At 45.8% G+C, this 23,557-nt stretch carries 17 protein-coding genes; 11 read left to right on the forward strand and 6 right to left on the reverse strand.

Features of this window, described 5'->3' with window-relative positions; all coding sequences use genetic code 11:
- Window positions 1-3: 3 nt before the first annotated feature.
- The 8 genes from BACINT_RS20840 to BACINT_RS20875 all read left to right on the forward strand — a co-directional run bounded on the left by BACINT_RS20840 (window position 4) and on the right by BACINT_RS20875 (window position 9,291).
- Complete coding sequence (locus tag BACINT_RS20840) at window positions 4-1,596, forward strand: NADH-quinone oxidoreductase subunit D (RefSeq protein ID WP_007666961.1); 1,593 nt, start codon at window positions 4-6, stop codon at window positions 1,594-1,596.
- A 93-nt stretch (window positions 1,597-1,689) separates the two neighbouring features.
- Window positions 1,690-2,766, forward strand: coding sequence for an NADH-quinone oxidoreductase subunit NuoH (gene nuoH / locus BACINT_RS20845; protein ID WP_007666963.1), 1,077 nt, complete (start codon window positions 1,690-1,692; stop codon window positions 2,764-2,766).
- A 55-nt stretch (window positions 2,767-2,821) separates the two neighbouring features.
- Window positions 2,822-3,334 carry a 4Fe-4S binding protein gene (locus BACINT_RS20850; RefSeq protein WP_007666966.1) on the forward strand — a complete coding sequence of 171 codons (513 nt, stop codon included), beginning with the start codon at window positions 2,822-2,824 and terminating at the stop codon, window positions 3,332-3,334.
- A gap of 30 nt (window positions 3,335-3,364) precedes the next feature.
- Window positions 3,365-3,880 carry an NADH-quinone oxidoreductase subunit J family protein gene (locus BACINT_RS20855; protein WP_007666969.1) on the forward strand — a complete coding sequence of 172 codons (516 nt, stop codon included), beginning with the start codon at window positions 3,365-3,367 and terminating at the stop codon, window positions 3,878-3,880.
- A 12-nt stretch (window positions 3,881-3,892) separates the two neighbouring features.
- Window positions 3,893-4,201: an NADH-quinone oxidoreductase subunit NuoK gene (gene nuoK, locus BACINT_RS20860; RefSeq protein WP_007666971.1), complete on the forward strand. Its 309-nt coding sequence runs from the start codon at window positions 3,893-3,895 to the stop codon at window positions 4,199-4,201.
- A 93-nt stretch (window positions 4,202-4,294) separates the two neighbouring features.
- Entirely contained in the window at window positions 4,295-6,226 is a 1,932-nt protein-coding gene (nuoL, locus tag BACINT_RS20865; protein WP_007666973.1) for an NADH-quinone oxidoreductase subunit L, read from the forward strand.
- A gap of 48 nt (window positions 6,227-6,274) precedes the next feature.
- Complete coding sequence (locus tag BACINT_RS20870; protein WP_007666975.1) at window positions 6,275-7,753, forward strand: complex I subunit 4 family protein; 1,479 nt, start codon at window positions 6,275-6,277, stop codon at window positions 7,751-7,753.
- Window positions 7,754-7,848: 95 nt separating this feature from the next.
- On the forward strand, window positions 7,849-9,291 hold the full coding sequence (locus BACINT_RS20875; protein WP_007666977.1) for an NADH-quinone oxidoreductase subunit N: 1,443 nt from the start codon (window positions 7,849-7,851) through the stop codon (window positions 9,289-9,291).
- A gap of 90 nt (window positions 9,292-9,381) precedes the next feature.
- On the opposite strand, the gene BACINT_RS20880 is transcribed toward BACINT_RS20875, so the two are convergent.
- A complete protein-coding gene (locus BACINT_RS20880; protein WP_007666980.1) occupies window positions 9,382-12,168 on the reverse strand; it encodes a sensor histidine kinase in 2,787 nt (928 codons plus the stop codon).
- A gap of 246 nt (window positions 12,169-12,414) precedes the next feature.
- Here BACINT_RS20880 and BACINT_RS20885 point away from each other — a divergent pair, with 246 nt between their 5' ends.
- Together BACINT_RS20885 and BACINT_RS20890 are read left to right on the forward strand one after the other, a co-directional pair.
- On the forward strand, window positions 12,415-15,213 hold the full coding sequence (locus tag BACINT_RS20885; RefSeq protein WP_044155405.1) for a TonB-dependent receptor: 2,799 nt from the start codon (window positions 12,415-12,417) through the stop codon (window positions 15,211-15,213).
- Between the two features lie 76 nt (window positions 15,214-15,289).
- Complete coding sequence (locus BACINT_RS20890; RefSeq protein WP_007666986.1) at window positions 15,290-16,792, forward strand: hypothetical protein; 1,503 nt, start codon at window positions 15,290-15,292, stop codon at window positions 16,790-16,792.
- A 226-nt stretch (window positions 16,793-17,018) separates the two neighbouring features.
- On the opposite strand, the gene BACINT_RS20895 is transcribed toward BACINT_RS20890, so the two are convergent.
- The 3 genes from BACINT_RS20895 to BACINT_RS20905 all read right to left on the reverse strand — a co-directional run bounded on the left by BACINT_RS20895 (window position 17,019) and on the right by BACINT_RS20905 (window position 20,279).
- The gene (locus BACINT_RS20895; RefSeq protein ID WP_007666989.1) at window positions 17,019-18,272 is read right to left on the reverse strand and encodes a mechanosensitive ion channel family protein; all 1,254 of its coding nucleotides are present in this window, start codon (window positions 18,270-18,272) and stop codon (window positions 17,019-17,021) included.
- A gap of 37 nt (window positions 18,273-18,309) precedes the next feature.
- On the reverse strand, window positions 18,310-19,311 hold the full coding sequence (locus BACINT_RS20900) for a DUF4435 domain-containing protein (protein WP_007666991.1): 1,002 nt from the start codon (window positions 19,309-19,311) through the stop codon (window positions 18,310-18,312).
- Between the two features lie 143 nt (window positions 19,312-19,454).
- Window positions 19,455-20,279 (reverse strand): AAA family ATPase, encoded by an 825-nt coding sequence (locus tag BACINT_RS20905; protein ID WP_007666993.1) that lies wholly within the window; start codon window positions 20,277-20,279, stop codon window positions 19,455-19,457.
- Between the two features lie 91 nt (window positions 20,280-20,370).
- On the opposite strand from BACINT_RS20905, the gene BACINT_RS20910 reads away from it, so the two are divergent.
- A complete protein-coding gene (locus BACINT_RS20910) occupies window positions 20,371-21,282 on the forward strand; it encodes a DMT family transporter (RefSeq protein ID WP_007666995.1) in 912 nt (303 codons plus the stop codon).
- Window positions 21,283-21,306: 24 nt separating this feature from the next.
- Here the strand turns inward: BACINT_RS20910 and meaB are convergent, their stop codons facing one another.
- On the reverse strand, window positions 21,307-22,407 hold the full coding sequence (meaB, locus tag BACINT_RS20915; protein WP_007666996.1) for a methylmalonyl Co-A mutase-associated GTPase MeaB: 1,101 nt from the start codon (window positions 22,405-22,407) through the stop codon (window positions 21,307-21,309).
- A 71-nt stretch (window positions 22,408-22,478) separates the two neighbouring features.
- Window positions 22,479-23,549, reverse strand: a complete 1,071-nt coding sequence (locus tag BACINT_RS20920; RefSeq protein ID WP_044155148.1) for a DUF1573 domain-containing protein — start codon at window positions 23,547-23,549, stop codon at window positions 22,479-22,481.
- Window positions 23,550-23,557 lie beyond the last annotated feature (8 nt).

Genomic DNA, 23,557 nt, shown 5'->3' on the forward strand with positions numbered 1-23,557 from the left:
AATATGGATAATATACGATTTATAAAACCTACGGACTTACATGCTGAAATGCTCCGTCTGTACCGCGAAGAGCAGATGGACTTCCTAAAGTGCCTTAGCGGTATGGACTGGGGAGAACCCGCCGATGGAGATGCACCGGATGCTCCACGCGGACTGGGTGTTGTCTACCTGCTGGAATCCACCGCTACCGGTAAGCAAGCAGCAGTACGTACTGCTACCTTGGACCGCAAGAATCCTGAATTACCCAGTGTCAGCGACATTTGGAAAGCAGCGGACTTCAATGAACGTGAAGTATATGACTTCTATGGCATTGTCTTCATAGGACACCCTGATATGCGTCGTCTCTACCTGCGTAATGACTGGGTAGGTTACCCGATGCGTAAAGATAACGATCCGGAAAAGGACAACCCATTGCGCATGGACAATGAAGAAACTATCGATACCACTATCGAGTTGAAACTGAACCCGGATGGTACCGTGAGAAATAAAGAGCTGGTGCTCTTTGGTGACGAGGAATACGTTGTGAACATCGGCCCCCAACACCCAGCTACACATGGCGTAATGCGTTTCCGTGTATCACTGGAAGGTGAAACGATCGATAAGATAGATGCTAACTGTGGTTACATCCACCGGGGTATTGAAAAGATGTGCGAAAGCCTTACTTATCCTCAAACCTTGGCATTGACCGACCGCTTGGATTATCTGGGCGCACACCAGAATCGCCATGCCCTGTGTATGTGTATTGAACAGGCAATGGGTATAGAAGTGAGTGACCGTGTGAAGTACATCCGCACCATTATGGATGAATTACAACGTATCGACTCTCACTTGTTGTTCTATTCTTGTCTGGCAATGGACCTCGGTGCCCTTACCGCTTTCTTCTACGGCTTCCGTGATCGTGAAAAAATACTCGACATCTTTGAGGAAACTTGTGGTGGACGCCTCATCATGAACTACAACACCATCGGTGGCGTACAGGCTGACCTGCATCCTAACTTCCAGAAGCGGGTGAAAGAGTTTATCCCCTATCTGCGTGGAATCATCCACGAATATCACCAGGTATTCACCGGCAACATTATCGCACAACAACGTCTGAAAGGCGTAGGAGTGCTGAGCCGTGAAGATGCTATCGCCTTCGGAGCCACAGGCGGCACAGGACGTGCCAGCGGCTGGGCTTGTGATGTGCGCAAGCGCCAACCTTATGGAGTATACGATAAAGTAGATTTCAAAGAAATCGTCTATACCGAAGGAGACTCCTGGGCACGCTACATGGTTCGTATGGATGAAATCATGGAAAGTATGAATATCCTTGAGCAACTCATCGACAACATTCCCGAAGGTCCGTATCAGGAAAAGATGAAACCTATTATCCGCGTACCGGAAGGGCAGTATTATGCTGCTGTAGAGGGAAGCCGTGGTGAGTTTGGTGTCTTTCTGGAGAGCCATGGTGACAAAACTCCGTACCGCTTGCATTTCCGTTCAACAGGATTACCATTGGTAAGTACCGTAGACACCATCTGCCGCGGATCGAAGATTGCCGACCTGATAGCTATCGGGGGAACACTGGATTACGTAGTGCCGGATATTGACAGGTAATTAAAGCGATAGAGTGATAAAGTAATAGAGTGATTACGCAAAGTTGCATTCCCCTGTCACCTTATCACCTTACAACCTTATAACATTCATAATATGTTTGACTTTAGTATAGTAACCAACTGGATACACCAGACGCTGACTTCCGTCATGCCGGAAGGTCTGGCAATATTCCTCGAATGTGTAGTGATAGGCGTGTGCATCATCCTGATGTATGCCGTGCTCGCCATCATTCTTATTTATATGGAGCGCAAGATATGCGCTTTCTTCCAATGCCGCCTCGGTCCGAACCGTGTGGGTAAATGGGGTAGCATTCAAGTCATTTGTGACGTATTGAAGATGCTGACCAAAGAGATATTCACCCCCAAGGATGCCGACCGCTTTCTCTATAATCTGGCACCGTTCATGGTGATCATTGCTTCGTTCCTGACCTTTGCATGCCTGCCTATTAATAAAGGTATGGAAGTACTGAACTTCAATGTAGGTGTATTCTTCCTGCTGGCTGCTTCCAGTATAGGCGTATTAGGTATTCTATTGGCAGGATGGGGTTCGAACAATAAGTTCTCGCTCATCGGCGCGATGCGAAGCGGAGCACAGATTATCTCGTATGAGTTGTCTGTGGGACTAAGCATACTGACCATGGTAGTACTGATGGGAACCATGCAGTTCTCTGAAATTGTAGAAGGCCAAGCAGATGGATGGTTCATCTTCAAGGGACACATCCCTGCAGTAATTGCATTCGTTATCTATCTGATAGCTGGAAACGCAGAATGTAACCGCGGTCCGTTCGACTTACCGGAAGCAGAAAGTGAATTGACAGCAGGATACCACACCGAATATAGCGGTATGCACTTCGGTTTCTTCTACCTGGCCGAATATCTGAACCTGTTTATTGTAGCCAGCGTAGCTGCCACCATCTTCCTGGGCGGCTGGATGCCATTCCATATCGTAGGACTGGACGGCTTCAATGCTATAATGGATTATATTCCGGGCTTCATCTGGTTCTTTGGTAAAGCTTTCTTTGTAGTATTCCTGCTGATGTGGATTAAGTGGACATTTCCCCGCTTGCGTATCGACCAGATATTGGCACTGGAATGGAAGTACCTGGTACCGATTTCAATGCTGAACCTGATCATCATGGTACTGATTGTTGTATTTAAACTGCACTTCTAGCCGGCGTAGCGTCGGAGCAAAGTTTCCCTTTGGGTAAATTAAATATAAAGAGATAATGAAAGATAAGAACGAAACATACAGTTATTTAGGCGGATTGATGCATGGCATCGGTTCTTTGCTGACAGGTATGAAAACTACCATGACTGTTTTTTGCCGCCGGAAAGTAACGGAACAATATCCGGAAAACCGTGCGACCCTGGAAATGTTCGACCGTTTCCGCGGAACGCTGACCATGCCCCACAATGAGCGGAACGAACATCACTGTATAGCATGTGGACTATGTCAGATAGCATGCCCTAACGACACTATCAAAGTAACCAGTGAAATGATAGAGACTGAGGACGGCAAGAAAAAGAAGATTTTGGCGAAGTATGAATACGATCTCGGTTCATGCATGTTTTGCCAACTTTGCGTTACAGCTTGTCCGCACGGTGCAATTACGTTTGCTACCGACTTTGAACATGCAGTATTCGACCGTACAAAGCTGGTGAAGACGCTTAACCATCCGGGCAGTCACGTAGAAGAGAAAAAGAAACCCGCTGCTCCCCAAAGTGAAGCAACAAAGTAATTTGAAACTAAGTAATTTGAATTCAAGAATATGGAAATAACCCTTGAAACCGTAGTATTCTACTTTCTGGCAGTGTTCATCACCGTTTGTTCTATTCTTACAGTGACCACACGCCGCATGGTACGCTCGGCAACGTATCTGCTGTTTACGCTTTTCGGCACGGCAGGTATCTACTTCCTGCTAGGTTACACCTTCCTGGGATCAGTACAAATCATGGTTTATGCCGGTGGTATTGTAGTGCTCTATGTCTTCTCCATCCTGCTAACCAGTGGTGAAGGAGACCGTACTATCGACAAATTAAAACGTAGCAAACTGATGGCCGGTCTGGGCGCAACCGTAGGTGGCGCCATCATCGTATTGTTCATCACACTGAAACATAAGTTTATAGTAACCACGGATCTTGCACCGTTGGAAATCAACATCAAGACTATCGGCCATTCTATGTTGAGCAGTGACAAATATGGTTATCTGCTTCCTTTCGAGGCAGTCAGCATCTTGTTGCTGGCATGTATCGTAGGTGGCCTAGTAATTGCACGTAAACGATAAAAACAATTGATTATGATACACATGGAATATTATCTGATAGTTTCAGCTATCATGTTTTTCGCCGGTATCTACGGGTTCTTCACCCGCCGCAACACACTGGCCATACTTATCAGCATCGAGTTGATACTGAACGCTACGGATATCAACTTCGCAGTATTCAACCGTTTCCTATTCCCCGACGGACTGGAAGGGTATTTCTTTGCCCTGTTCTCCATTGCCATCTCGGCAGCCGAAACGGCAGTAGCTATCGCGATTATGATCAATATCTATCGTAATATACGAAGCATCCAGGTCGGCAAGCTGGACGAAATGAAGTGGTAACAATTAAATATTAAATATTAGGTATTAATTAGCTGCGCTGTGATGCTGCATAGAATTAATATTTAATATCTAAAACCTAATAATTAGATAAATATGGAATATACAATTCTAATCCTGCTCCTCCCCTTGCTCTCCTTCCTCACGTTGGGGATTGGCGGCAAATGGATGACGCACCGGACGGCAGGCATCATCGGTACCACGGTATTGGCTGTGGTAGCCCTACTGAGTTATGCCACTGCCTGGCAATATTTCTCCGCTCCACGTCTGGCGGATGGTACCTTCGCCACACTTATGCCTTATAATGTGACGTGGCTGCCTTTCACCCCAACGCTGAGTATCGACTTGGGTATCCTGCTCGATCCTATTTCAGTAATGATGCTCATCGTTATCTCTACCGTGTCGCTGATGGTACATGTCTACTCCTTCGGCTACATGAAAGGTGAACGTGGATTCCAACGTTATTATGCATTCCTCAGCCTCTTCACCATGTCCATGCTGGGCTTGGTAGTGGCTACCAATATCTTCCAGATGTATCTGTTCTGGGAGTTGGTGGGTGTTTCGTCTTATCTGCTTATCGGTTTCTATTATACGAAGCCATCTGCTGTTGCTGCAAGCAAAAAGGCGTTTATTGTCACCCGTTTTGCCGACCTGGGTTTCCTGATCGGTATCCTCGTTTACGGTTATTATGCCGGAACCTATACTTTCCAGCCCAGTGAAATGGCATTACTGAAAGGCGGTGCAACAATGATACCTCTGGCACTGGGACTTATGTTTATCGGTGGCGCCGGTAAGAGTGCAATGTTCCCATTGCATATCTGGCTGCCGGATGCTATGGAAGGCCCGACACCTGTCAGTGCATTGATCCATGCAGCAACGATGGTAGTAGCCGGAGTTTATCTTGTGGCACGAATGTTCCCGTTGTTCATCGGTTATGCACCGGATGTGCTGCACCTGGTAGCTTACGTCGGAGCATTCACTGCATTCTACGCCGCTTCGGTAGCTTGTGTGCAGAGTGATATCAAGCGTGTATTAGCATTCTCTACTATTTCACAAATTGGTTTTATGATGGTGGCACTGGGAGTTTGTACTTCTGCCGATCCACATCACGGTGGCCTGGGTTACATGGCAGGAATGTTCCATCTGTTTACACACGCCATGTTCAAGGCATTGCTCTTCCTCGGTGCAGGTAGCATCATCCATGCAGTACACAGCAATGAAATGTCTGCTATGGGTGGGTTACGCAAATATATGCCTGTAACACATATCACATTCCTGATTGCATGTCTTGCCATCGCAGGTATCCCTCCGTTCTCCGGATTCTTCTCTAAAGACGAAATACTGACTGCATGCTTCCAGTTCAGTCCTGCTATGGGTTGGATTATGACAGCAATTGCTGCTATGACGGCATTCTATATGTTCCGCCTCTACTATGGTATCTTCTGGGGGGGCGTAGCGCCCCGGCAAGAGTCGCCGAGCGATGAAAGCCACACGCCGCATGGAAACTTGGCTGGGGTGCCTCACCCTCACGAAAGCCCGCTGGCTATGACTATTCCGTTGATGTTCCTTGCTGTTGTAACCATTGTGGCAGGTTTCATCCCCTTCGGTAAGTTCATCAGCTCCAACGGTACAGCTTACGAAATACATCTCGATTGGACAGTAGCAGGTACCAGCATCGCCATAGCCGTTATCTCCATTGCGATTGCTACAGCCATGTATGCACGGGCCAAACAACCCGTTGCCAACGCTCTTGCCCGCCGCTTCCGCGGATTATGGACAGCTGCTTATCACCGATTCTATATCGATGAAGCATATCAGTTTATCACTCACAAGATTATTTTCGGTTGCATCTCCCGTCCCATTGCTTGGTTCGATCGCCATGTAATAGATGGCTTCTTCAACTTCCTTGCCTGGAGTGCCAATGCCACCAGTGATGAGATACGCGGTTTGCAAAGCGGACAGATTCAGCAATACACTTACGTATTCCTGTTGGGCACGCTGGCGCTGATATTGCTATTGCTGCTATAGTAGAGAAATGTTAATCGTAATTCGTAAATAGTAAAACGTAATATAAAGATGAACATATTAAGTATTTTTGTTCTCATCCCTCTGTTGATGTTGCTTGGTCTCTGGCTAAGCCGTAACATCAAGCAGATACGCACGGTGATGGTCGTAGGTGCATCAGCATTGGTGCTGGCTGCCGTAGGCCTGACCATTGCTTACTTGCAAGCCCGTGCCGCCGGAGACACAGCCGAAATGCTGTTCCGTGCAGATGTACCTTGGTATCCGGCACTCAATATACATTACTCCGTGGGAGTAGACGGCATTTCAGTAGCCATGTTGCTGCTTTCTGCCATCATTGTCTTCACTGGTACTTTCGCCTCCTGGCGTCTGCAACCGCTGACAAAAGAGTATTTCCTCTGGTTCACCCTGCTTTCCCTGGGTGTGTTCGGCTTCTTCATTTCTACAGACTTGTTCACCATGTTCATGTTCTATGAGGTAGCGCTCATTCCTATGTACCTGCTCATCGGTGTATGGGGCAGTGGACGAAAGGAATACTCTGCCATGAAACTGACATTGATGTTAATGGGTGGTTCTGCATTCTTGCTGATTGGTATCCTGGGGATCTACTTCGGTTCCGGTGCCACCAGTATGAACTTGCTGGAGATTGCACAACTGCGCAATATTCCAATTGAACAACAACGCATCTGGTTCCCGCTCACCTTCCTCGGTTTCGGTGTACTCGGTGCATTATTCCCGTTCCATACATGGAGCCCCGACGGTCACGCCTCTGCGCCTACGGCTGTAAGTATGCTCCATGCAGGTGTGTTGATGAAACTTGGAGGTTATGGTTGCTTCCGTATCGCCATGTATCTGATGCCTGAAGCTGCCCAGGAACTTGGCTGGATCTTCCTGATCCTGACTGGTATATCTGTAGTTTACGGTGCTTTCTCTGCTTGTGTACAGACCGACTTGAAGTATATCAACGCATATTCTTCCGTATCTCACTGCGGTCTCGTACTCTTCGCCATCCTGATGATGAACCAGACTGCTTGTACCGGTGCTGTCCTGCAAATGCTCAGCCACGGATTGATGACTGCCCTGTTCTTTGCCCTTATCGGTATGATATACGGCCGCACTCATACCCGTGACGTACGCGAGCTCTCCGGTTTGATGAAGATTATGCCTTTCCTGGCTGTCTGCTATGTAATTGCCGGACTTGCTAACCTCGGACTTCCGGGACTCAGCGGTTTCGTTGCCGAAATGACCATCTTCAACGGTGCATTCCAGCATGTGGATGTCTTCCACCGTACGTGGACGATTATTGCCTGCACCAGTATCGTAATCACTGCAGTCTATATCCTTAGGCTCGTTGGCAAGATTCTCTATGGCACTTGTACTAACAAGCATCACCTGACATTAACCGACGCTACCTGGGATGAACGCACCGCCGTTATCATACTCATCGTTTGCGTTGCAGGTCTCGGTCTTGCTCCGTTATGGATCAGCAATATGATTGGAGACAGTGTGCTACCGGTAGTCAGCGCATTTTAATGAAGAACTAATAATGAAGAATGAAGAATTACCGCACGGCATCATAGCACAGCCAAATTCTTCATTCTTAATTCTTAATTATTAATTTAATAGATATGGATTATTCCCAATTCCTCATTCTCAAAGAAGAGCTTTCGCTGATAGCGGTCATCGTTATCCTCTTCGTAGCCGACCTTTTTATGAGCCCTGATGCACATAAAAAGGATGGTAACCCACGACTCAACACCATGTTGCCCGTCGTGTTGCTCACGATACACACGCTGATTACGATCATACCCGGTCCGGCTGCCGATGCTTTCGGTGGTATGTACCATAATGCGCCAATACAAAGTATTGTGAAGTCTATACTCAGTGTTGGTACGCTTATCGTCTTCCTGATGGCACACGAATGGCTGAAACTTCCGGATACAGTAATCAAACAAGGTGAATTCTATATGTTGACACTCTGCACACTGTTGGGTATGTATTTCATGATTTCTGCAGGACACTTCCTGATGTTCTTCATCGGATTGGAAACAGCAAGTATCCCAATGGCTGCGCTGGTTGCTTTTGATAAGTATCGCCACCACTCTGCTGAAGCCGGTGCCAAATACATTCTTACCGCACTCTTCTCAAGCGGACTGTTGCTATATGGTATTTCGCTTATTTACGGTACGGTGGGTACCCTTTACTTTGATGATGTTCCGGCTCATCTAAACGGTAACGCCTTGCAGATAATGGCATTCGTATTCTTCTTCTCCGGTATGGGATTCAAGCTCTCGCTCGTTCCCTTCCACCTCTGGACAGCCGACGTATATGAAGGTGCTCCGAGTGTGGTAACTGCTTACCTGAGTGTAATCTCCAAAGGATCAGCAGCTTTCGTGCTGCTGACAATTCTGATCAAGACGTTTGCTCCGATGATAGATCAGTGGCAGGAAGTACTTTACTGGGTTATCATAGCCTCTATCACCCTTGCCAACCTCTTTGCACTGCGCCAGGAAAACCTGAAACGCCTGATGGCATTCTCCAGTATCTCGCAAGCAGGTTACATTATGTTGGGTGTCATTGCCGGTACACAACAAGGTATGGCATCATTGGTATATTACGTACTTATTTATATGTTTGCCAACCTCTCTGTATTTGCAGTAATCACGATTATCGCTTTGCGTGCCCACCGATTCACACTCGAAGAGTATAACGGACTGTACAGTACCAATCCCAAGCTGACGTTCCTTATGACGCTCGCTCTGTTCTCACTGGCAGGTATTCCTCCGTTTGCAGGCTTCTTCTCGAAGTTCTTTATCTTTGCAGCAGCTTTCCAGGGTGGTTTCCATTTGCTGGTATTTATTGCACTGGTAAACACAATTATCTCACTCTATTACTATCTGAAGATTGTAAAATCTATGTATATCAACAAGAGTGATGAGCCTATCGCCACTTTCCGTAGCGATAATTATACGCGTGCAAGCCTTATCATCTGTACGCTCGGTATTATTGTATTGAGCCTTGCAAGCGTGGTTTATCAATCCATCGACAAGTTCTCGTTCGGACTGAATTAGTTACGAGCTACAAGCTACGAGTGGCTTGCGGTGTGATAGCGCAGCCACTCGTAGCTTGTAGCTCGTAACTTTTGTAGCTCGTAACTGATATTATTCCAGCGGCAGGATAAACCAGAATGTCGAACCTTTGCCTAACTCACTGTTTACTCCAATGGTACCTCCTAACTGTTCGATGATGCTTTTACTGATAGAAAGCCCCAGTCCTGTGCCCTGTACAAAAGAGTTCAGCTTAATGAAGCGGTCGAATATCTTACGACAAGCTTCGGGAGCAATACCAATGCCAGTGTCTGTCACATATACCCGCAAATGCTTGTCGTCCGGCTTATCGTATCCGATCCGAATGCTGCCCGTGGTAGTGAATTTAATGGCATTATTTATAAAGTTGGAAACCACCTGGTGCAAGCGGTTAGGATCGCTGACGATGACGCATTGCGGCAAGGTTGACTCAAAAATAAGTTCCACTCCCGGTTTCACTCTCAACTGCATGGAGCGTACAAGATCTCCGCACAAAGTATTAATGTCGAAATCTCTGAACTTAAAATCAAAAGTTCCCGCCTCTATCTTCGACAGATCCAGAATATCTGAAATCAGTTGGAGCAACAATTCATTATTCTCTTCCACCATTTTGGCGTATTCCAGCTTTTCTTCCGGATCTTCCGTCTCCACTAATAAGCTTGAGAAACCGACAATGGCATTCAACGGTGTACGTATCTCATGACTCATATTTGCCAGGAAAGCACTCTTCAGGCGGTCTGCCTCTTCAGCTTTCTCTTTGGCTTCAATCAGCTTTTGTTCCGTTTCCTTCAACTCGGTGATATCATAGTTGACACCGATTAATTCAATCAGTCCATTTGCTGGGTCATAGCGGTTGAGTACCACATTCATGCGTACCCAGTTCCATTGATTCAATGTTCCGGGTTTGAGCACACGCATCTCACTTTTGAAACTCGTAGCTTCCCCTCGTTTAGCCTTCTCGAAGAAAGCCAATACACGTACCCTGTCTTGCGGGTGCATTTTATTATAAATTCCTACCACTTCAGCCAATGGCGTATCTTCATCTTCACCCATATTCTTATACCATTGCTTGATGGCATATCCATTACGGGTAAGCAGATTCAGTTTGGCATAACCTACCTTGGCATATTCTGAAATCAGCAGGAAGAAGTTCTCAAAATCACGTATCCGGTTGATGGAACTGATACGTTCCGTATTATCTATATTGATAAGCACAAAGCCATTGTTATCGCCTTGGTTATCGTATATCTTACTTACTTTGGTATAAAGTTCTATTCCACCTTTCTTTTCCGATTCATAATAATCGCTCACATTAGAAAATTCATAGTCCTGCGAAAAGTCAAATTCATCTTCTATCTTCACTCTTTCGCGGATATCAGACGGCACATTCGGATTCTCATAGAAATTCACTCCAAGCGTACTTGATTTATCTTTGACCCCGAATATCTCCATATCTTTATTATTAAGATCTATCAGTATCCCATCCTTATTATAAATCTCCACACCGACAGGGATGTTAGAAAAGAGATTTCGCAATAGTTTCTCACTGTGATCCAAAGCCATATACGTACGGCGCATCTCAGTGACATCCATATAGAGACAAACCAACTCATCCGGTTCGGGAGAATAAATAATGCAATGACAAGTCCTCTTTGACTCTTCAAAATATTCGTCCAATTCCCTGTACAAGCCATGCTTGTGTATATCTGCAAGAATCAGAAGTTTGGTTGACAGTTTGTCTGAGGAATAGATTTCCGAAGCAAAACGCCCTTTGTATCTCTCTAAAGGTGAACCGCACAAATCCGCACTAAACTGATTAGCATCTGTGATAAGATAGTCATAAGGTTCTCCTTCTTCGTCGCAAAGAATGGAAAGGCGTACATATCCCATAGGCATATGCTTATAAAGATTGCTCAGGAAATTACGTTCACGGTCGGCCTCATCTCTGGCAAGGCGCAGACTGATACAAATATTAATGATGTCAGCCAAAGAGGAAAACCATTGATAATCTTCATTCGTCCATTTATAGTATCTGTCTACCAAATCAATGCCGATATATCCCCACACCCGTTCGGTATTCCGAAGAGGAACCACCATGAGTGACTTTATATTCTGCACAGCAAGTATCTCAGATTCCTGACGGGCCACCCGGGGCAAATCCGATAAAGTATTCAACAGGATAGGCTTGCCCGCCAACATTTGTTTAAGCCACCACTCCATACCATTGGTCGGAATCTGTTGCAACATATCTATTTCAGGGCTGACCCCGTCAGCCACTACCTCGTAAGTACAACTCTGGGTACGATAACCGGCATCATATTCTACTATATAGACACGTCCTCCATGAAAGAGTTCAAGGACATCTTTCAATACTCCCGAAATAACCTCACTCAGATTCTTGTCCTTCAGAAAATTACGTAAGGACTGGGACACAGAATGCTGTCGAAACAACAATTCATTAAACTGTTTCAGAATACCACCGGATTGTTCGTCCGCAGGGATATCAACCAATTGAAGGATACCAAATGCCTTTGGATGTCCATCTTCTGTCAGCCACTTTTCACCCAGACGGGAACGAACCCACACAATGCCTTGTGAAGAGTAGATAGGAAAAGTTTGCTCATATACCTCGATTTCTTCTATCGAAAGGAATTCACGTGTAATGCGGCAACGGTAATCTTCACGAATCAATTGACCAAACTGGCGGAAAGTCAGCGTGTCTCCCTTCAAGCCTAACAAATTACAAACATACTCGGAACAAAGATATTCCCCAGTAGTGAAATCTGCTTCCCACCAGCCTATTTGTCCAACAGACGAAAGGAGCTGAAAACGTTTTGCCTCATGTGATCGATTGCCACTCATACGATTTGTGCTTTTAATATTCTGAATAGCGCAAAGATAATGCTTACTTATTAATTTCTGTCCTATTCCTACTAACAAAAAAAGAAAGTTTAGAACGTTATAGGCTATGAACTGAATAGGTCCGCTTTATCCGTGGTGTCACCAAATTGTAACTTAATTGAGAATCAATTGTATGACATGTGTATTACGGTTGTAATTCCGTTGCCGCATCTTTGCACCGGAAACAAGAAACAATAAAAGATGAGCATGAAACTGGATTTAGGAAAAGTATTTTTCTTCATTTTATTACTGGTACTTTCCACCATGACCGCCCTGGCTGGAAACATCAAAGGGACCGTCCTCGACAAGCAGACGAAAGAGCCGTTGACCGGAGCTACCATACAGATAACCGGGACAGCGCAGGGGGCAGTAGCCGACATCGACGGTAACTATACGCTGAATGTAAAAGACGGTACATACACCATAGCCGTGAGATATATAGGATACAAAGACATCCTGCTCAACAGTGTAAAAGTTAAGGCCGAAACTGTGCTGAACTTTGAAATGGAGAGTGATGCACAAACGTTAGGCGAAGTCTCCGTCACTGCACAAGCCAAACGGAATAACGAGGTGGCACTCATACAGGAACAACGCCGCAGCCTCGTAGTACAGAGCGGGGTTTCCGCCCAACAAATAGCTAAAACCCAGGACAGCAATGCCTCGGAAGTCATCCGTCGCGTACCCGGCATCAGCATCATCGACGAAAAGTTTGTAATGGTGCGCGGCCTGTCGCAGCGGTACAATAATGTATGGATGAACGGGAGTGCCGTGCCCAGTTCGGAAGCCGATTCACGCGCCTTTTCATTCGACATCATCCCCAGTTCACAACTGGATAATATGGTAATCGTAAAAAGCCCCGCTCCGGAATATCCCGCAGACTTCACGGGTGGATTCATCCTGATAAATACCAAAGATATGCCCGGCGAAAACAGCTTCAACATATCAGTAGGAGGAGCTGTCAATGACCAGACGCACTTCAAAGACTTTCGTAAAGCCAAGGGTAGCGGCATGGACCGGCTCGGCTTCGGAAACGGTTTCCGTAGTCTGGATGCCGGTATGAAAGGCACACTGAACATGTATCCCGGATATGAAACCGGAAATACAGCTCGCATAGATGTATTGAACAATGGTTTCAACAACGACTGGACACTGAAAACCATCAAACCCGTAGGGGACTTAAAATTGAATATGGCATACAACCGCAAGTGGGAAACCGAAAGTGGACGTACCATCGGTATGCTGGCTGCTGTGAATTACAGCAACTCCTATAAGACCTATCTCGATATGGAAAACTCTCTCTATGGTCCTTATGATACCAACAATGACAAATACGTCTATCTGCGGAAAGCAACGGACAACCAGTACAGCAATGATGTCCGCCTCGGTGCCCTGCTGAACCTCACCTTCCAGCCGCGCAACAGCAACCATCGCTATGAATTCAAGAATATCTTCAACCAGATATCCAAAGACCGCTACTCGGAACGTACAGGTTTCAACGCACAACCGGACAACATCAACAACATGGAGTATTACTACTCCAGCCGTACCACTTACAACACCCAGTTCACAGGCAGGCACAACTTTGACGACAGTCGTTTCGACTGGAGTGTGGGTTATGCTTACGCCAACCGTAACCTGCCGGACCGTCGCCTCATTGAACGTACCGACCGCACCAATGAAACCATGGGTATTTACCGTATCAGCCGTGAATTCACCAAACTGGACGAACACATCGGCTCAGCAAATATAAATTATCGCCAGGATTTCCAGTTCGGTGACATCGCCCCTACTTTGAAAGCCGGTGCTTATGGCGAGTACCGTACACGTACCTACAACACCCGCCAGTTCCAGTACGGCTGGCAACCGAATAACAGCCTGCCTAAGGGATTCCAGTTTGACAATGATGTGGCAAACAATATATTGATAGACTCCAACTATGGAATTGACAAACTCTACATGCAGGAAGAAGTGAACTACATGAATAACTATGAGGGCAAAAACACGCAATTGTCCGGTTATGTCGGCATCAACGTTCCGATAGGTTCCTTCAACTTCTACGCCGGAGCACGCTATGAATATGCCCGTCAGGAACTGATCATGAATACCCGCTCGTATGAAGAAAGCCTGCAAAGTACTTTCTATGACTATAAAGACCTGTTCCCTTCCGTCAATGCCACTTACAAACTGAGTGAAAAGCATCAGTTCCGCCTGGCTTACGGTAAATCGGTAAACCGTCCTGAATTTCGTGAACTGTCCACTTCCGTCTATTATGATTTCGACCTGGGAAGCAGTGTCATGGGTAATTCATCCCTGCAGGCAGCTTACATACAGAACGTAGACTTACGCTACGAATGGTATCCCAGCAATGGTGAGCAAGTTTCCATTGCCCTGTTCTACAAACACTTCAAAAATCCTATTGAATGGACCTACACCATGTCGGGAGGAACTGATCCGGTCTACTCTTACGTCAACGCCAAAGGTGCCAACAACTACGGTATAGAAGTAGATATCCGCAAGAATCTCGACTTCATCGGTATGCGTAATTTCAGTTTCTCATTCAATGGCGCATGGATCAAGAGCAAAGTACAGTTTAAAGAAGGTGGCAATAATATAGACCGTCCCATGCAGGGGCAATCGCCTTACCTCATCAACACGGGTCTCTTCTATAACAATCCGGATAAGGGATGGAACGCCGCCGTACTCTACAACCGTATCGGAAAACGTATCATCGGTGTAGGCAACCGCTACGGCAGTTCTTCCGAAGGTGATGCACGCAACATACCAAACTCTTACGAAATGCCGCGCAACAGCATCGACCTTTCGGCAAGCAAAAAGTTTGGCAAACTGGAAATTAAAGCTACCATACGTGACTTGCTGGCCGAACGCTACTACTTCAAACAGTTTGAAGACGTCACCGTAAACGGACAAGCCCGCACCATTGAAGAGGTGACCCGCAGTTACAAACCGGGAAGAAGCTACAACCTGGCCATAGCCTATAGCTTCTGATATCCCACCCTTTCAGTTTATAAAGTACTAACAAAACCTGAACATAAAGAAGTTTAATTCCCAAATTAAGAAAAGTATGAAAATGAAAATTAAGAAGTTTGGCTGGATCATTATGATGTGTACAGCCATTGCAATTGGAAATGTGATGTCTTCCTGTTCTGACGACACCAATGGAGAGAATGGTGGGAACGGAGGAAATGGAAGTACAGACCCCGAAGTGACTTATGATGGCACAACAGCCTACAGCAAAGGTGTACTGTTCAATAATGGAACAGAACTGGGCAATGGCGATCAACACTTCGTATTCACCGGCGATGTAACTCTGGAAAAAGGAACCTATCTGCTGAAAGGCTGGGTATACGTAGCCGATGGCGCTAAACTGAGGATTCCCGCAGGCACTATTATCAAGGGTGACAAACAGACAATGGCGAGTCTTATTATAGAACCGGGTGGATATGTAGAAATGAAAGGAACCAAGGAAGCCCCTATTGTCATGACTTCCGAGGAAGCTCCCGGACAGCGCAGACCGGGTGACTGGGGTGGTTTAATCATTTGCGGTAAAGCCAAAAACAACCAGGGTACACAGCAAATAGAAGGCGGACCGCGCACCATACACGGAGGCAGCAATGATGCCGACAATTCCGGTATCTTCCAGTATATCCGCGTGGAGTTTGCAGGTTATCCCTTTGAAACAGACAAAGAGATCAACGGCATTACATTCGGCTCCGTGGGTAGTGGTACCACCATCGACCACTTACAGGTATCGTACTCTAACGACGACTCTTTCGAATGGTTCGGCGGTGCAGTGAACTGCAAATATCTGGTAGCTTATAAAGGCTGGGACGATGAATTCGATACGGACAACGGCTTCAGCGGAACTGTACAATACTGCCTGTCTATCCGTGACCCGCGCATTGCCGACACCTCGCAATCCAATGGTTTCGAAAGCGATAACAACGGAACAGGTGCAGACATCGCTCCATTCACAACTGCAACATTTAAGAATGTAACGTTCATTGGCCCGATGGCTGCCAAGAACACTGATTTCCAGAACACTTCCGAATACATCACTGCCGGTGACATGTACCCGGATAATAAATCCAAGCTGGGTCTGTTCCAGTCCGCCATACAGATACGTCGCAGCAGTAAGCTGAGCTGCGAAAATACATTGGCAGTAGGTTATCCTATCGGTCTGATTGTGGATGGCGAAAAAGGAAACACGGTTCAATATTCTAAAAACGGTGATTTCCATCTGAAGAATATCATCTTTGCCGGTATGGGTGTAGTTGGCTCGGACAATAATAAGAAATACGAAGATTATCTCTACAACAGAGAAACCGGAACGTATGATGAAAGCCAGGTTTCTTATTCACACACTTTCTTCAAGAGTGAGGCTTCGAACAAAGTAATGACTGAGGCTGAACTGGGATTGGCTGACCCGATGAATACCGGTCAGAATTACTGCCCCGCCACGGCTATCATGGGAACTGACAGAAACTATATCGGTGCTTTCCGCGACACGAATGATAATTGGCTGGAAGGCTGGACGAACTTCGACCCACAAAACACAGTATATTAATCACTCATTGAAATACACACGCCGAAGCTAAGCTTCTACAAAAGCAACGCCGGACAGTTCTTTTTGAACTTGTCCGGCGTTAATTTAACGCCCGCCTCATCGTATTGAGGGTTTCTTCCCATTGTATTGAGGGGCTTCCTCATCGCATTGAAGGGGTCTTCCCGTCGCATTGAAGGGGTCTTCCCATCGCATTGAGAATAACCTGAGAGTTCAAGAGCCTTTCATCTCAACCAAGCCTTTCACGGAAATCTTCACCGGACGGTGACTGGAATACGTGCAGATCAAACTCTGAAATAATAGCCAGCAGATGGTCGAAAACGTCGGACTGCAAGTCCTCGTATGGTATCCAGGATGTGGTTGCAGAAAAGAAATACAGTTCCAACGGTATACCGTGGTCGGTAGGTTGAAGCTGACGCACCATACAGGTCATATCATGATTTACACCCGGATGGCTCTTCAAGTAGCAATTCAGGTAAGCACGGAAGACACCGAGATTCGTCTGGCGACGCCCGTTCACAAGGATGGAGTTATCGATATGATGTTCTTCATTATACTCCTTTATCACTTGTTCCGTCTGTTCAACGTAGTTTGCCAAGAGCTGTATCTTGCGATACTTTGCCAACATTTCGGGAGTACAGAACCGTACACTGTTCATATCGATATTGATAGAACGCTTGATGCGGCGTCCGCCACTCTCCTGCATACCACGCCAGTTCTGGAAAGAGTCGCTTACAAGCAGGTAAGGAGGAATGGTAGTGATGGTCTTGTCGAAATTGCGCACCTTCACCGTGTTCAATGATACTTCTATTACGTCACCATCCGCTCCATACTTAGGCATGGTAATCCAGTCTCCCACTTTCAGCATATTGTTGGCAGAAAGTTGCACACCGGAAACAAAGCCCATGATACTGTCTTTGAACACTAACATCAACACGGCAGCCGAAGCTCCCAGACCGGTGAGCAATACACCGGGTGAGCGGTCGATCAGTATGCTGACGACGATGATGCCCCCGACAAAATAAAGAATTACCTGCACAGTCTGCAAAAGTCCCTTCAGAGGGCGGTCGCGAAACTGTTCCTTCTCGCTATATACGGTATAAACCGCAGTAAGCAAAGCGCTGATAAAGCTAAGAAACATTATAATAATAAAGATGAGGCAGAAACGCATAATAAGCGCCAACGTTGCCGATCCCGCATCGGAAAAAGCCAGGGGCAGCAGGATATAAATAAGAATAGGTGCCACCATGCGGCTAAGGTGCACCATCACCTTCCGGTCGAAAACAATGTCATCCCAGGTAGCTTTTGTTTGTTTTACCAAACGCGAAACGACTTTCAGCAAGACTTTCCGGCAAATGGAATCTGCCAGATAAGCCACCAGGAGAACTCCCAGAAATGCAATAAATTGATCTAACTGGTCGGCCAATGACTGGCTGAAACCTAAAGTCTGAAGTCCTTCGTTAATTTGTTGTACAATGCTCATGATACTAAGAATTAATTTTGGGGTTAATGGTTAGTAATTATCGCTCCCTGTTCAGGAAGTCTCCTATATCTTCTTTTAACCACTGATACAAGTAAAGGTTCTTATATCCGCTGTTCTTTTTCAACATCAGGCTGACATTGGTCTGGCTATTCTCATAACTGGTCAGTTCGTTATGGAATTGCTCGTTGTGAGCAGCCAGACGCTTGATTTCCTGTTCACGCTCACGACGCAATACGGTACATACGGGGATAAGAAGTTTCATCACAACACCGTCCATGAGGTGATGTCCCTGTATATATAGGTAAGTTGTATCAGGATTCAATCCCAGTCTCTCCAACTCCACGCCTAAAGCCTCCACTGCCTTTATATTTCGCGAAAATCGCCTGCGCATCTCAGAAAGTTTCTTATCAACGGCACGCTGCACAGGATCTAACGTCCGTTCGGGATGATGCACATTAACTTCCTGCAAGCGGGTGCAGGCATTGAAATCGTACATCGGGAAAGTATATGTATCCCGTTGACAATAGAACCAGACGTTCCACAGAAAGAGCGGATAAATAATCTGCGAATAGCGTTTCAGGAAAGCAGGAAAGTCTATCAGCATACGGTCGTTCAACGTAGCCTGTACACAAACTTCATGCAAGCTTTCAGCATAGCAATGGAAATTCTCGATGGCATAGGCGTACGTCTGGAATATGTAGGGGCTACTGTTTATCTTATGTGAAACGTTAGTTTTGCCTTGCAGCAGAAAGTCGTAGTCACTGTCCACACAGGCTATCAGACTCTTGCCCAATTCAGTAGTGTTCAGCGTATTCATCAGCACCATCTTCTTACCTTTGGCAAGAGAAGTGGCTGAAGGCAGCATCACCTGGAAATAGTAATCATCTGTCTCGAACTCTGCCAACAATGTGCGCCAGAAAGCTACATCATCGTAACTTTCCACGTATGCCACAATACGACGACGCGCCTTCTTGGGATAGAGTTTGTTAGCGGCATTGAAATAGGCGGAGGTGAGATTATGTTTTAAAGAAGTAGCCATAATAATAAGTGATAATGATGATAGGATGATAGGGTGATAGGATGGTGGGGTGATAAGGTGGTGGGGTGATAAGGTGGTGGGGTGATAGGGTGAGGTTACATTACCACTTTATCATCTTATCATCCTATCACCCTATCATCTTATCATCTTATCACCGTAGATATTTCATCAACTTCCGTCACTGCATCCAGCCAGCCTTCCATGATGACGGCGGGAGAATGGGTGGTAAGTATCAGTTGCACATTGGGATTCAGTTCACGTATCATGCTGATAAGTTTCTGCTGCCACTCGATGTGAAGGGAGGCCTCGGGCTCGTCCATAAAGAGGACACAATGGGCGTTGTCACGCACCAGCACGGTAAGCAGGATAATCAGCATCTGCTTTTCACCGGAAGAAAGTTTATAGGGCAGCAGACGTTCACCGTCCTGATAGAAGATGATTTCATTGCTGCGGCGATCTATGCTTTTGCGGGTATAACTGAACAACTGGTCCATCAGGTCCTGAAACTTTCGCTTGGGCAAAGAGAGGGAAGCAGCTTGCGAACGCTGTTCCTCATCGCCTGAAAGAAGTTCGATCATCTTGTTACCAATGTTAACCTGATAGTCAAGATAACGGCGTTGCAAAAGATAGAGTTGCCAGTCTAGTTCGGATTTGACGTTCGGATCAGCCATGCGGGCGGTAAAGTCGCCCATTATCAAAGGACGGTCATAGCTGCGGATTACGTCGTATGGGATATACGTGGCATCCGGACGATCGAACGTAATACGTACTCCTTCTATCTCACCATTCTTTATCTCACCCGAAAGCTCTTCCAGATAGTGAACAGAACGGTTAAGGATCGTAGTCTTCCCTACTCCATTGATACCGGAAAGGATATTCACATCGGGACGCAAATCCCAGGCTATGTTAAAGCGATCCCACAACCTGTGTATCTCGATACGTTGGATATAATTGGCTTGTTCTTCCATAGTTTTTGCTTTTAATCAAAGCAAATATACAGGATTATTTTTTAGTTTCCCAAAATAGTTGTTCTTTTGCAGCCTCAAAAACAAAAAGAGTATGAACAAGAATGTACAAGGGCATATATTCGCCCTGACTGCCAACATTTTATGGGGTCTTATGGCTCCTATCGGCAAATCCGCACTTATGGAGTTCTCAGCTTTATCGGTGACCACATTCCGAATGGTGGGTGCGGCAGCTTGTTTCTGGCTGTTGTCCGCATTTTGTAAGTATGAGCATGTGGACCACCGCGATATGCTGAAGATATTCTTTGCTTCGCTCTTTGCACTGGTATTCAATCAAGGGGTATATATTTTCGGTCTTTCAATGACTTCACCCATCGATGCCTCTATTGTGACAACCACACTTCCCATCGTGACCATGATTATTGCCGCTATCTATCTGAAAGAGCCTATCACGAATCTGAAAGTACTGGGTATCTTCGTGGGAGCTATGGGAGCACTGACACTTATTTTAAGTAGTCAGACTGCAGGCAGTGGCAACGGCAGCATCATCGGAGATTTACTTTGTCTGGTAGCACAAATCAGTTTCTCTATTTATCTGACTGTATTCAAGGGGTTATCGCAGAAATATTCTCCCATCACGCTGAATAAGTGGATGTTTATATATGCATCCATGTGTTATATCCCATTCTCTTATCAGGATGTGGCAGGTATCCAGTGGACAGAGGTATCCACTGCTGCATACGTACAAATAGGTTATGTGGTAATAGGCGGTAGTTTTCTTGCTTATATCTTCATCATGACTGCGCAAAGACTGTTGCGCCCCACAGTGGTGAGTATGTACAACTACATGCAACCCATCGTAGCTTCTATCGCTGCCATTATCATGGGCTTGGGAGTATTCGGCTGGGAAAAGGGAATAGCCGTTGCCTTAGTGTTCCTCGGCGTATATATTGTGACGAAGAGTAAGTCGAAGGCAGACTTTGAGAAGGAGGGGAAAGAAGTGTGAGACAGCTACAAGTTACGAGCTATTCTACCCCTTTCTCATCTCACTAAAGTATGTATCAAGTAAAGTTTTTGCAGCAACAAATGAAGTGAGCTTACCTTGCAATACTTGCTGTTCCTTATCACCCAGCATAGCTTCTATAACCGGATTATGATAGAAACTATCACGCAGGCGCTCGTTAATACTTTCGTACATCCAGTATTTACTTTGTTCATTACGGCGGTAATCAAAGTAGCCGTTGTCCTTCACAAAAGCAACGTAATCGTAAATCATATCCCAGATTTCTTTCACTCCCAAGTTATAGAAGCCGGAATAGGTCATTACCTGTGGCGTCCATCCTGATTCAGGAGCAGGGAACAAATGCAGAGCATTACGGAACTGAGTTGCAGCCAGCTTAGCACGCTCCAGATTATCACCATCGGCTTTGTTGATAACAATACCGTCGGCCATTTCCATAATACCCCGTTTGATGCCTTGCAATTCATCGCCCGTACCGGCTAACTGAATAAGCAGGAAGAAATCGACCATAGAATGTACAGCTGTTTCACTCTGTCCTACACCTACTGTCTCTACAAATATCTTATCGAAACCGGCAGCCTCACAAAGAATAATCGTCTCACGCGTCTTACGGGCTACTCCCCCCAGAGACCCTGCCGATGGACTGGGACGAATAAAGGATGCAGGATGAACTGAAAGTTGCTCCATACGTGTCTTATCACCCAAAATACTGCCTTTACTACGCTCACTACTGGGATCGATGGCCAGCACTGCCAGTTTACCTGCATATTTCTCCAATACATGCAGACCGAAAACATCAATGGAAGTACTTTTACCCGCTCCCGGTACACCACTGATACCTACACGGATAGAATTTCCGGAATAAGGCAGGCATTTCTCAATGACTTCTTGTGCCACTGCCTGGTGTTCAACTTTCACGCTTTCCACCAAAGTCACTGCCTGGCTTAGAATGGTTACATCCCCTTTTACAATGCCTTCTACAAACTCCGCCACGGAGAGCTGACGCTTTCTGGGTTTAGGACGACGATAGGGATTAACAGATGAAGGTTGTTCAATGCCTGCATTGACAACCAGACCTTTATAGGCTTCATTGTTTTCAGGATGTTCCATGATAAGATTTATAATTTATGATTTATGAGAAGATTTGTGATAGGATTTATAGTTTAAAATCATAAATCCTATTACTTTGCCTTAATATTGATCTCAACCTTAGGTTGCATCGGGTCATTGGTTATCATCAAAATACGCAAATGACGTTTCTTCTTTGCGATATTCTTCTTATCTACCGTCACGCGCAAACGGGTGGTTTCCCCCGGCTGCAACACACTTTTTTTAAGACTTACTCCCAAGGCAGGATTGAATACCTGCAGTTTACTAATCTGCAACGGAGAGCGTCCGGTATTGGTAAGCTGTATATCATGTTTCACTTTATTCTTCTTTGCCAATAAAGCACTCAGGTCTATATCGGTTTCCGAAAGACGAATTACCGGGGCATTTGCCCTATCCGTATCTGTCATACCGGAAAAGTCGGGTAAGAGAATAGCTGAAAGCGGTATTTCGTTTTCATCACTCACTTTGTCTCCAGTGAAACGGGACAGGTAAACAGATGCTTGCGTCAGTCCCAAATCAGTCAGTTTCTCTGTATTGAGGGTTAATGTAATCAGCCCTCTCTCACCTTTCTGAAGTACACTGGGCTCCACTTTCATGTCCAGGTAGGAAGGCAGGTGCATCAATACCGGTTCATACGAACGATCCGACAGATTCACTACTCCAATCCGTATAACGGGCTTTGCGCCACGATGGGTATCAGGGAAATCAATTTCATTCTTATCTATCCGTATCTGACCAATCAGATAAGGATAAGTTTTCGTAAAGTCTTTAATCTCGCGCACTACTTCGCCTGTGAAGTGCAAATAAGCCAAATCGGGTTGTGCATTAGAGTAGATAGCTATTGATTTATCAAAGTGCCCTAATGCTTTTGCATCAAACTCCACGGTAATGATGCCTTTATCACCGGGAGCAATAGGCGTTTGTGTCCACTGAACTACGGAACAGGCACAGGAAGGGTCCACCTCAGTAAGCACTAAAGGTTGGTCACCGGTATTGGTAATAACGTATTGTGCACTGGCAGGATGTTTCCACTCAATCTGTCCGAAGTTGTGGGTTTCTTTATTAGATGAAAAACGCGGTTGCGCCGCAGCAGTAAGTGCTACGGCAGCAAACGCATACATACATATCAAGGTTCGTTTCATTCGTTTTC

It is taken from the genome of Bacteroides intestinalis DSM 17393, assembly GCF_000172175.1.
In the GTDB taxonomy this organism is placed as follows: domain Bacteria; phylum Bacteroidota; class Bacteroidia; order Bacteroidales; family Bacteroidaceae; genus Bacteroides; species Bacteroides intestinalis.

Excerpts from the sequence above, each read along its gene's own strand:
- BACINT_RS20890 (WP_007666986.1), top strand. The coding sequence starts at position 15,290 with ATGAAAATGAAAATTAAGAAGTTTGGCTGGATCATTATGATGTGTACA.
- BACINT_RS20875 (WP_007666977.1), top strand. The coding sequence starts at position 7,849 with ATGGATTATTCCCAATTCCTCATTCTCAAAGAAGAGCTTTCGCTGATA.
- BACINT_RS20895 (WP_007666989.1), bottom strand. The coding sequence starts at position 18,272 with ATGAGCATTGTACAACAAATTAACGAAGGACTTCAGACTTTAGGTTTC.
- nuoL (WP_007666973.1), top strand. The coding sequence starts at position 4,295 with ATGGAATATACAATTCTAATCCTGCTCCTCCCCTTGCTCTCCTTCCTC.
- meaB (WP_007666996.1), bottom strand. The coding sequence starts at position 22,407 with ATGGAACATCCTGAAAACAATGAAGCCTATAAAGGTCTGGTTGTCAAT.
- BACINT_RS20910 (WP_007666995.1), top strand. The coding sequence starts at position 20,371 with ATGAACAAGAATGTACAAGGGCATATATTCGCCCTGACTGCCAACATT.
- BACINT_RS20920 (WP_044155148.1), bottom strand. The coding sequence starts at position 23,549 with ATGAAACGAACCTTGATATGTATGTATGCGTTTGCTGCCGTAGCACTT.
- nuoH (WP_007666963.1), top strand. The coding sequence starts at position 1,690 with ATGTTTGACTTTAGTATAGTAACCAACTGGATACACCAGACGCTGACT.
- BACINT_RS20880 (WP_007666980.1), bottom strand. The coding sequence starts at position 12,168 with ATGAGTGGCAATCGATCACATGAGGCAAAACGTTTTCAGCTCCTTTCG.
- BACINT_RS20900 (WP_007666991.1), bottom strand. The coding sequence starts at position 19,311 with ATGGCTACTTCTTTAAAACATAATCTCACCTCCGCCTATTTCAATGCC.
- BACINT_RS20870 (WP_007666975.1), top strand. The coding sequence starts at position 6,275 with ATGAACATATTAAGTATTTTTGTTCTCATCCCTCTGTTGATGTTGCTT.
- BACINT_RS20840 (WP_007666961.1), top strand. The coding sequence starts at position 4 with ATGGATAATATACGATTTATAAAACCTACGGACTTACATGCTGAAATG.
- BACINT_RS20905 (WP_007666993.1), bottom strand. The coding sequence starts at position 20,279 with ATGGAAGAACAAGCCAATTATATCCAACGTATCGAGATACACAGGTTG.
- BACINT_RS20855 (WP_007666969.1), top strand. The coding sequence starts at position 3,365 with ATGGAAATAACCCTTGAAACCGTAGTATTCTACTTTCTGGCAGTGTTC.
- nuoK (WP_007666971.1), top strand. The coding sequence starts at position 3,893 with ATGATACACATGGAATATTATCTGATAGTTTCAGCTATCATGTTTTTC.
- BACINT_RS20885 (WP_044155405.1), top strand. The coding sequence starts at position 12,415 with ATGAAACTGGATTTAGGAAAAGTATTTTTCTTCATTTTATTACTGGTA.
- BACINT_RS20850 (WP_007666966.1), top strand. The coding sequence starts at position 2,822 with ATGAAAGATAAGAACGAAACATACAGTTATTTAGGCGGATTGATGCAT.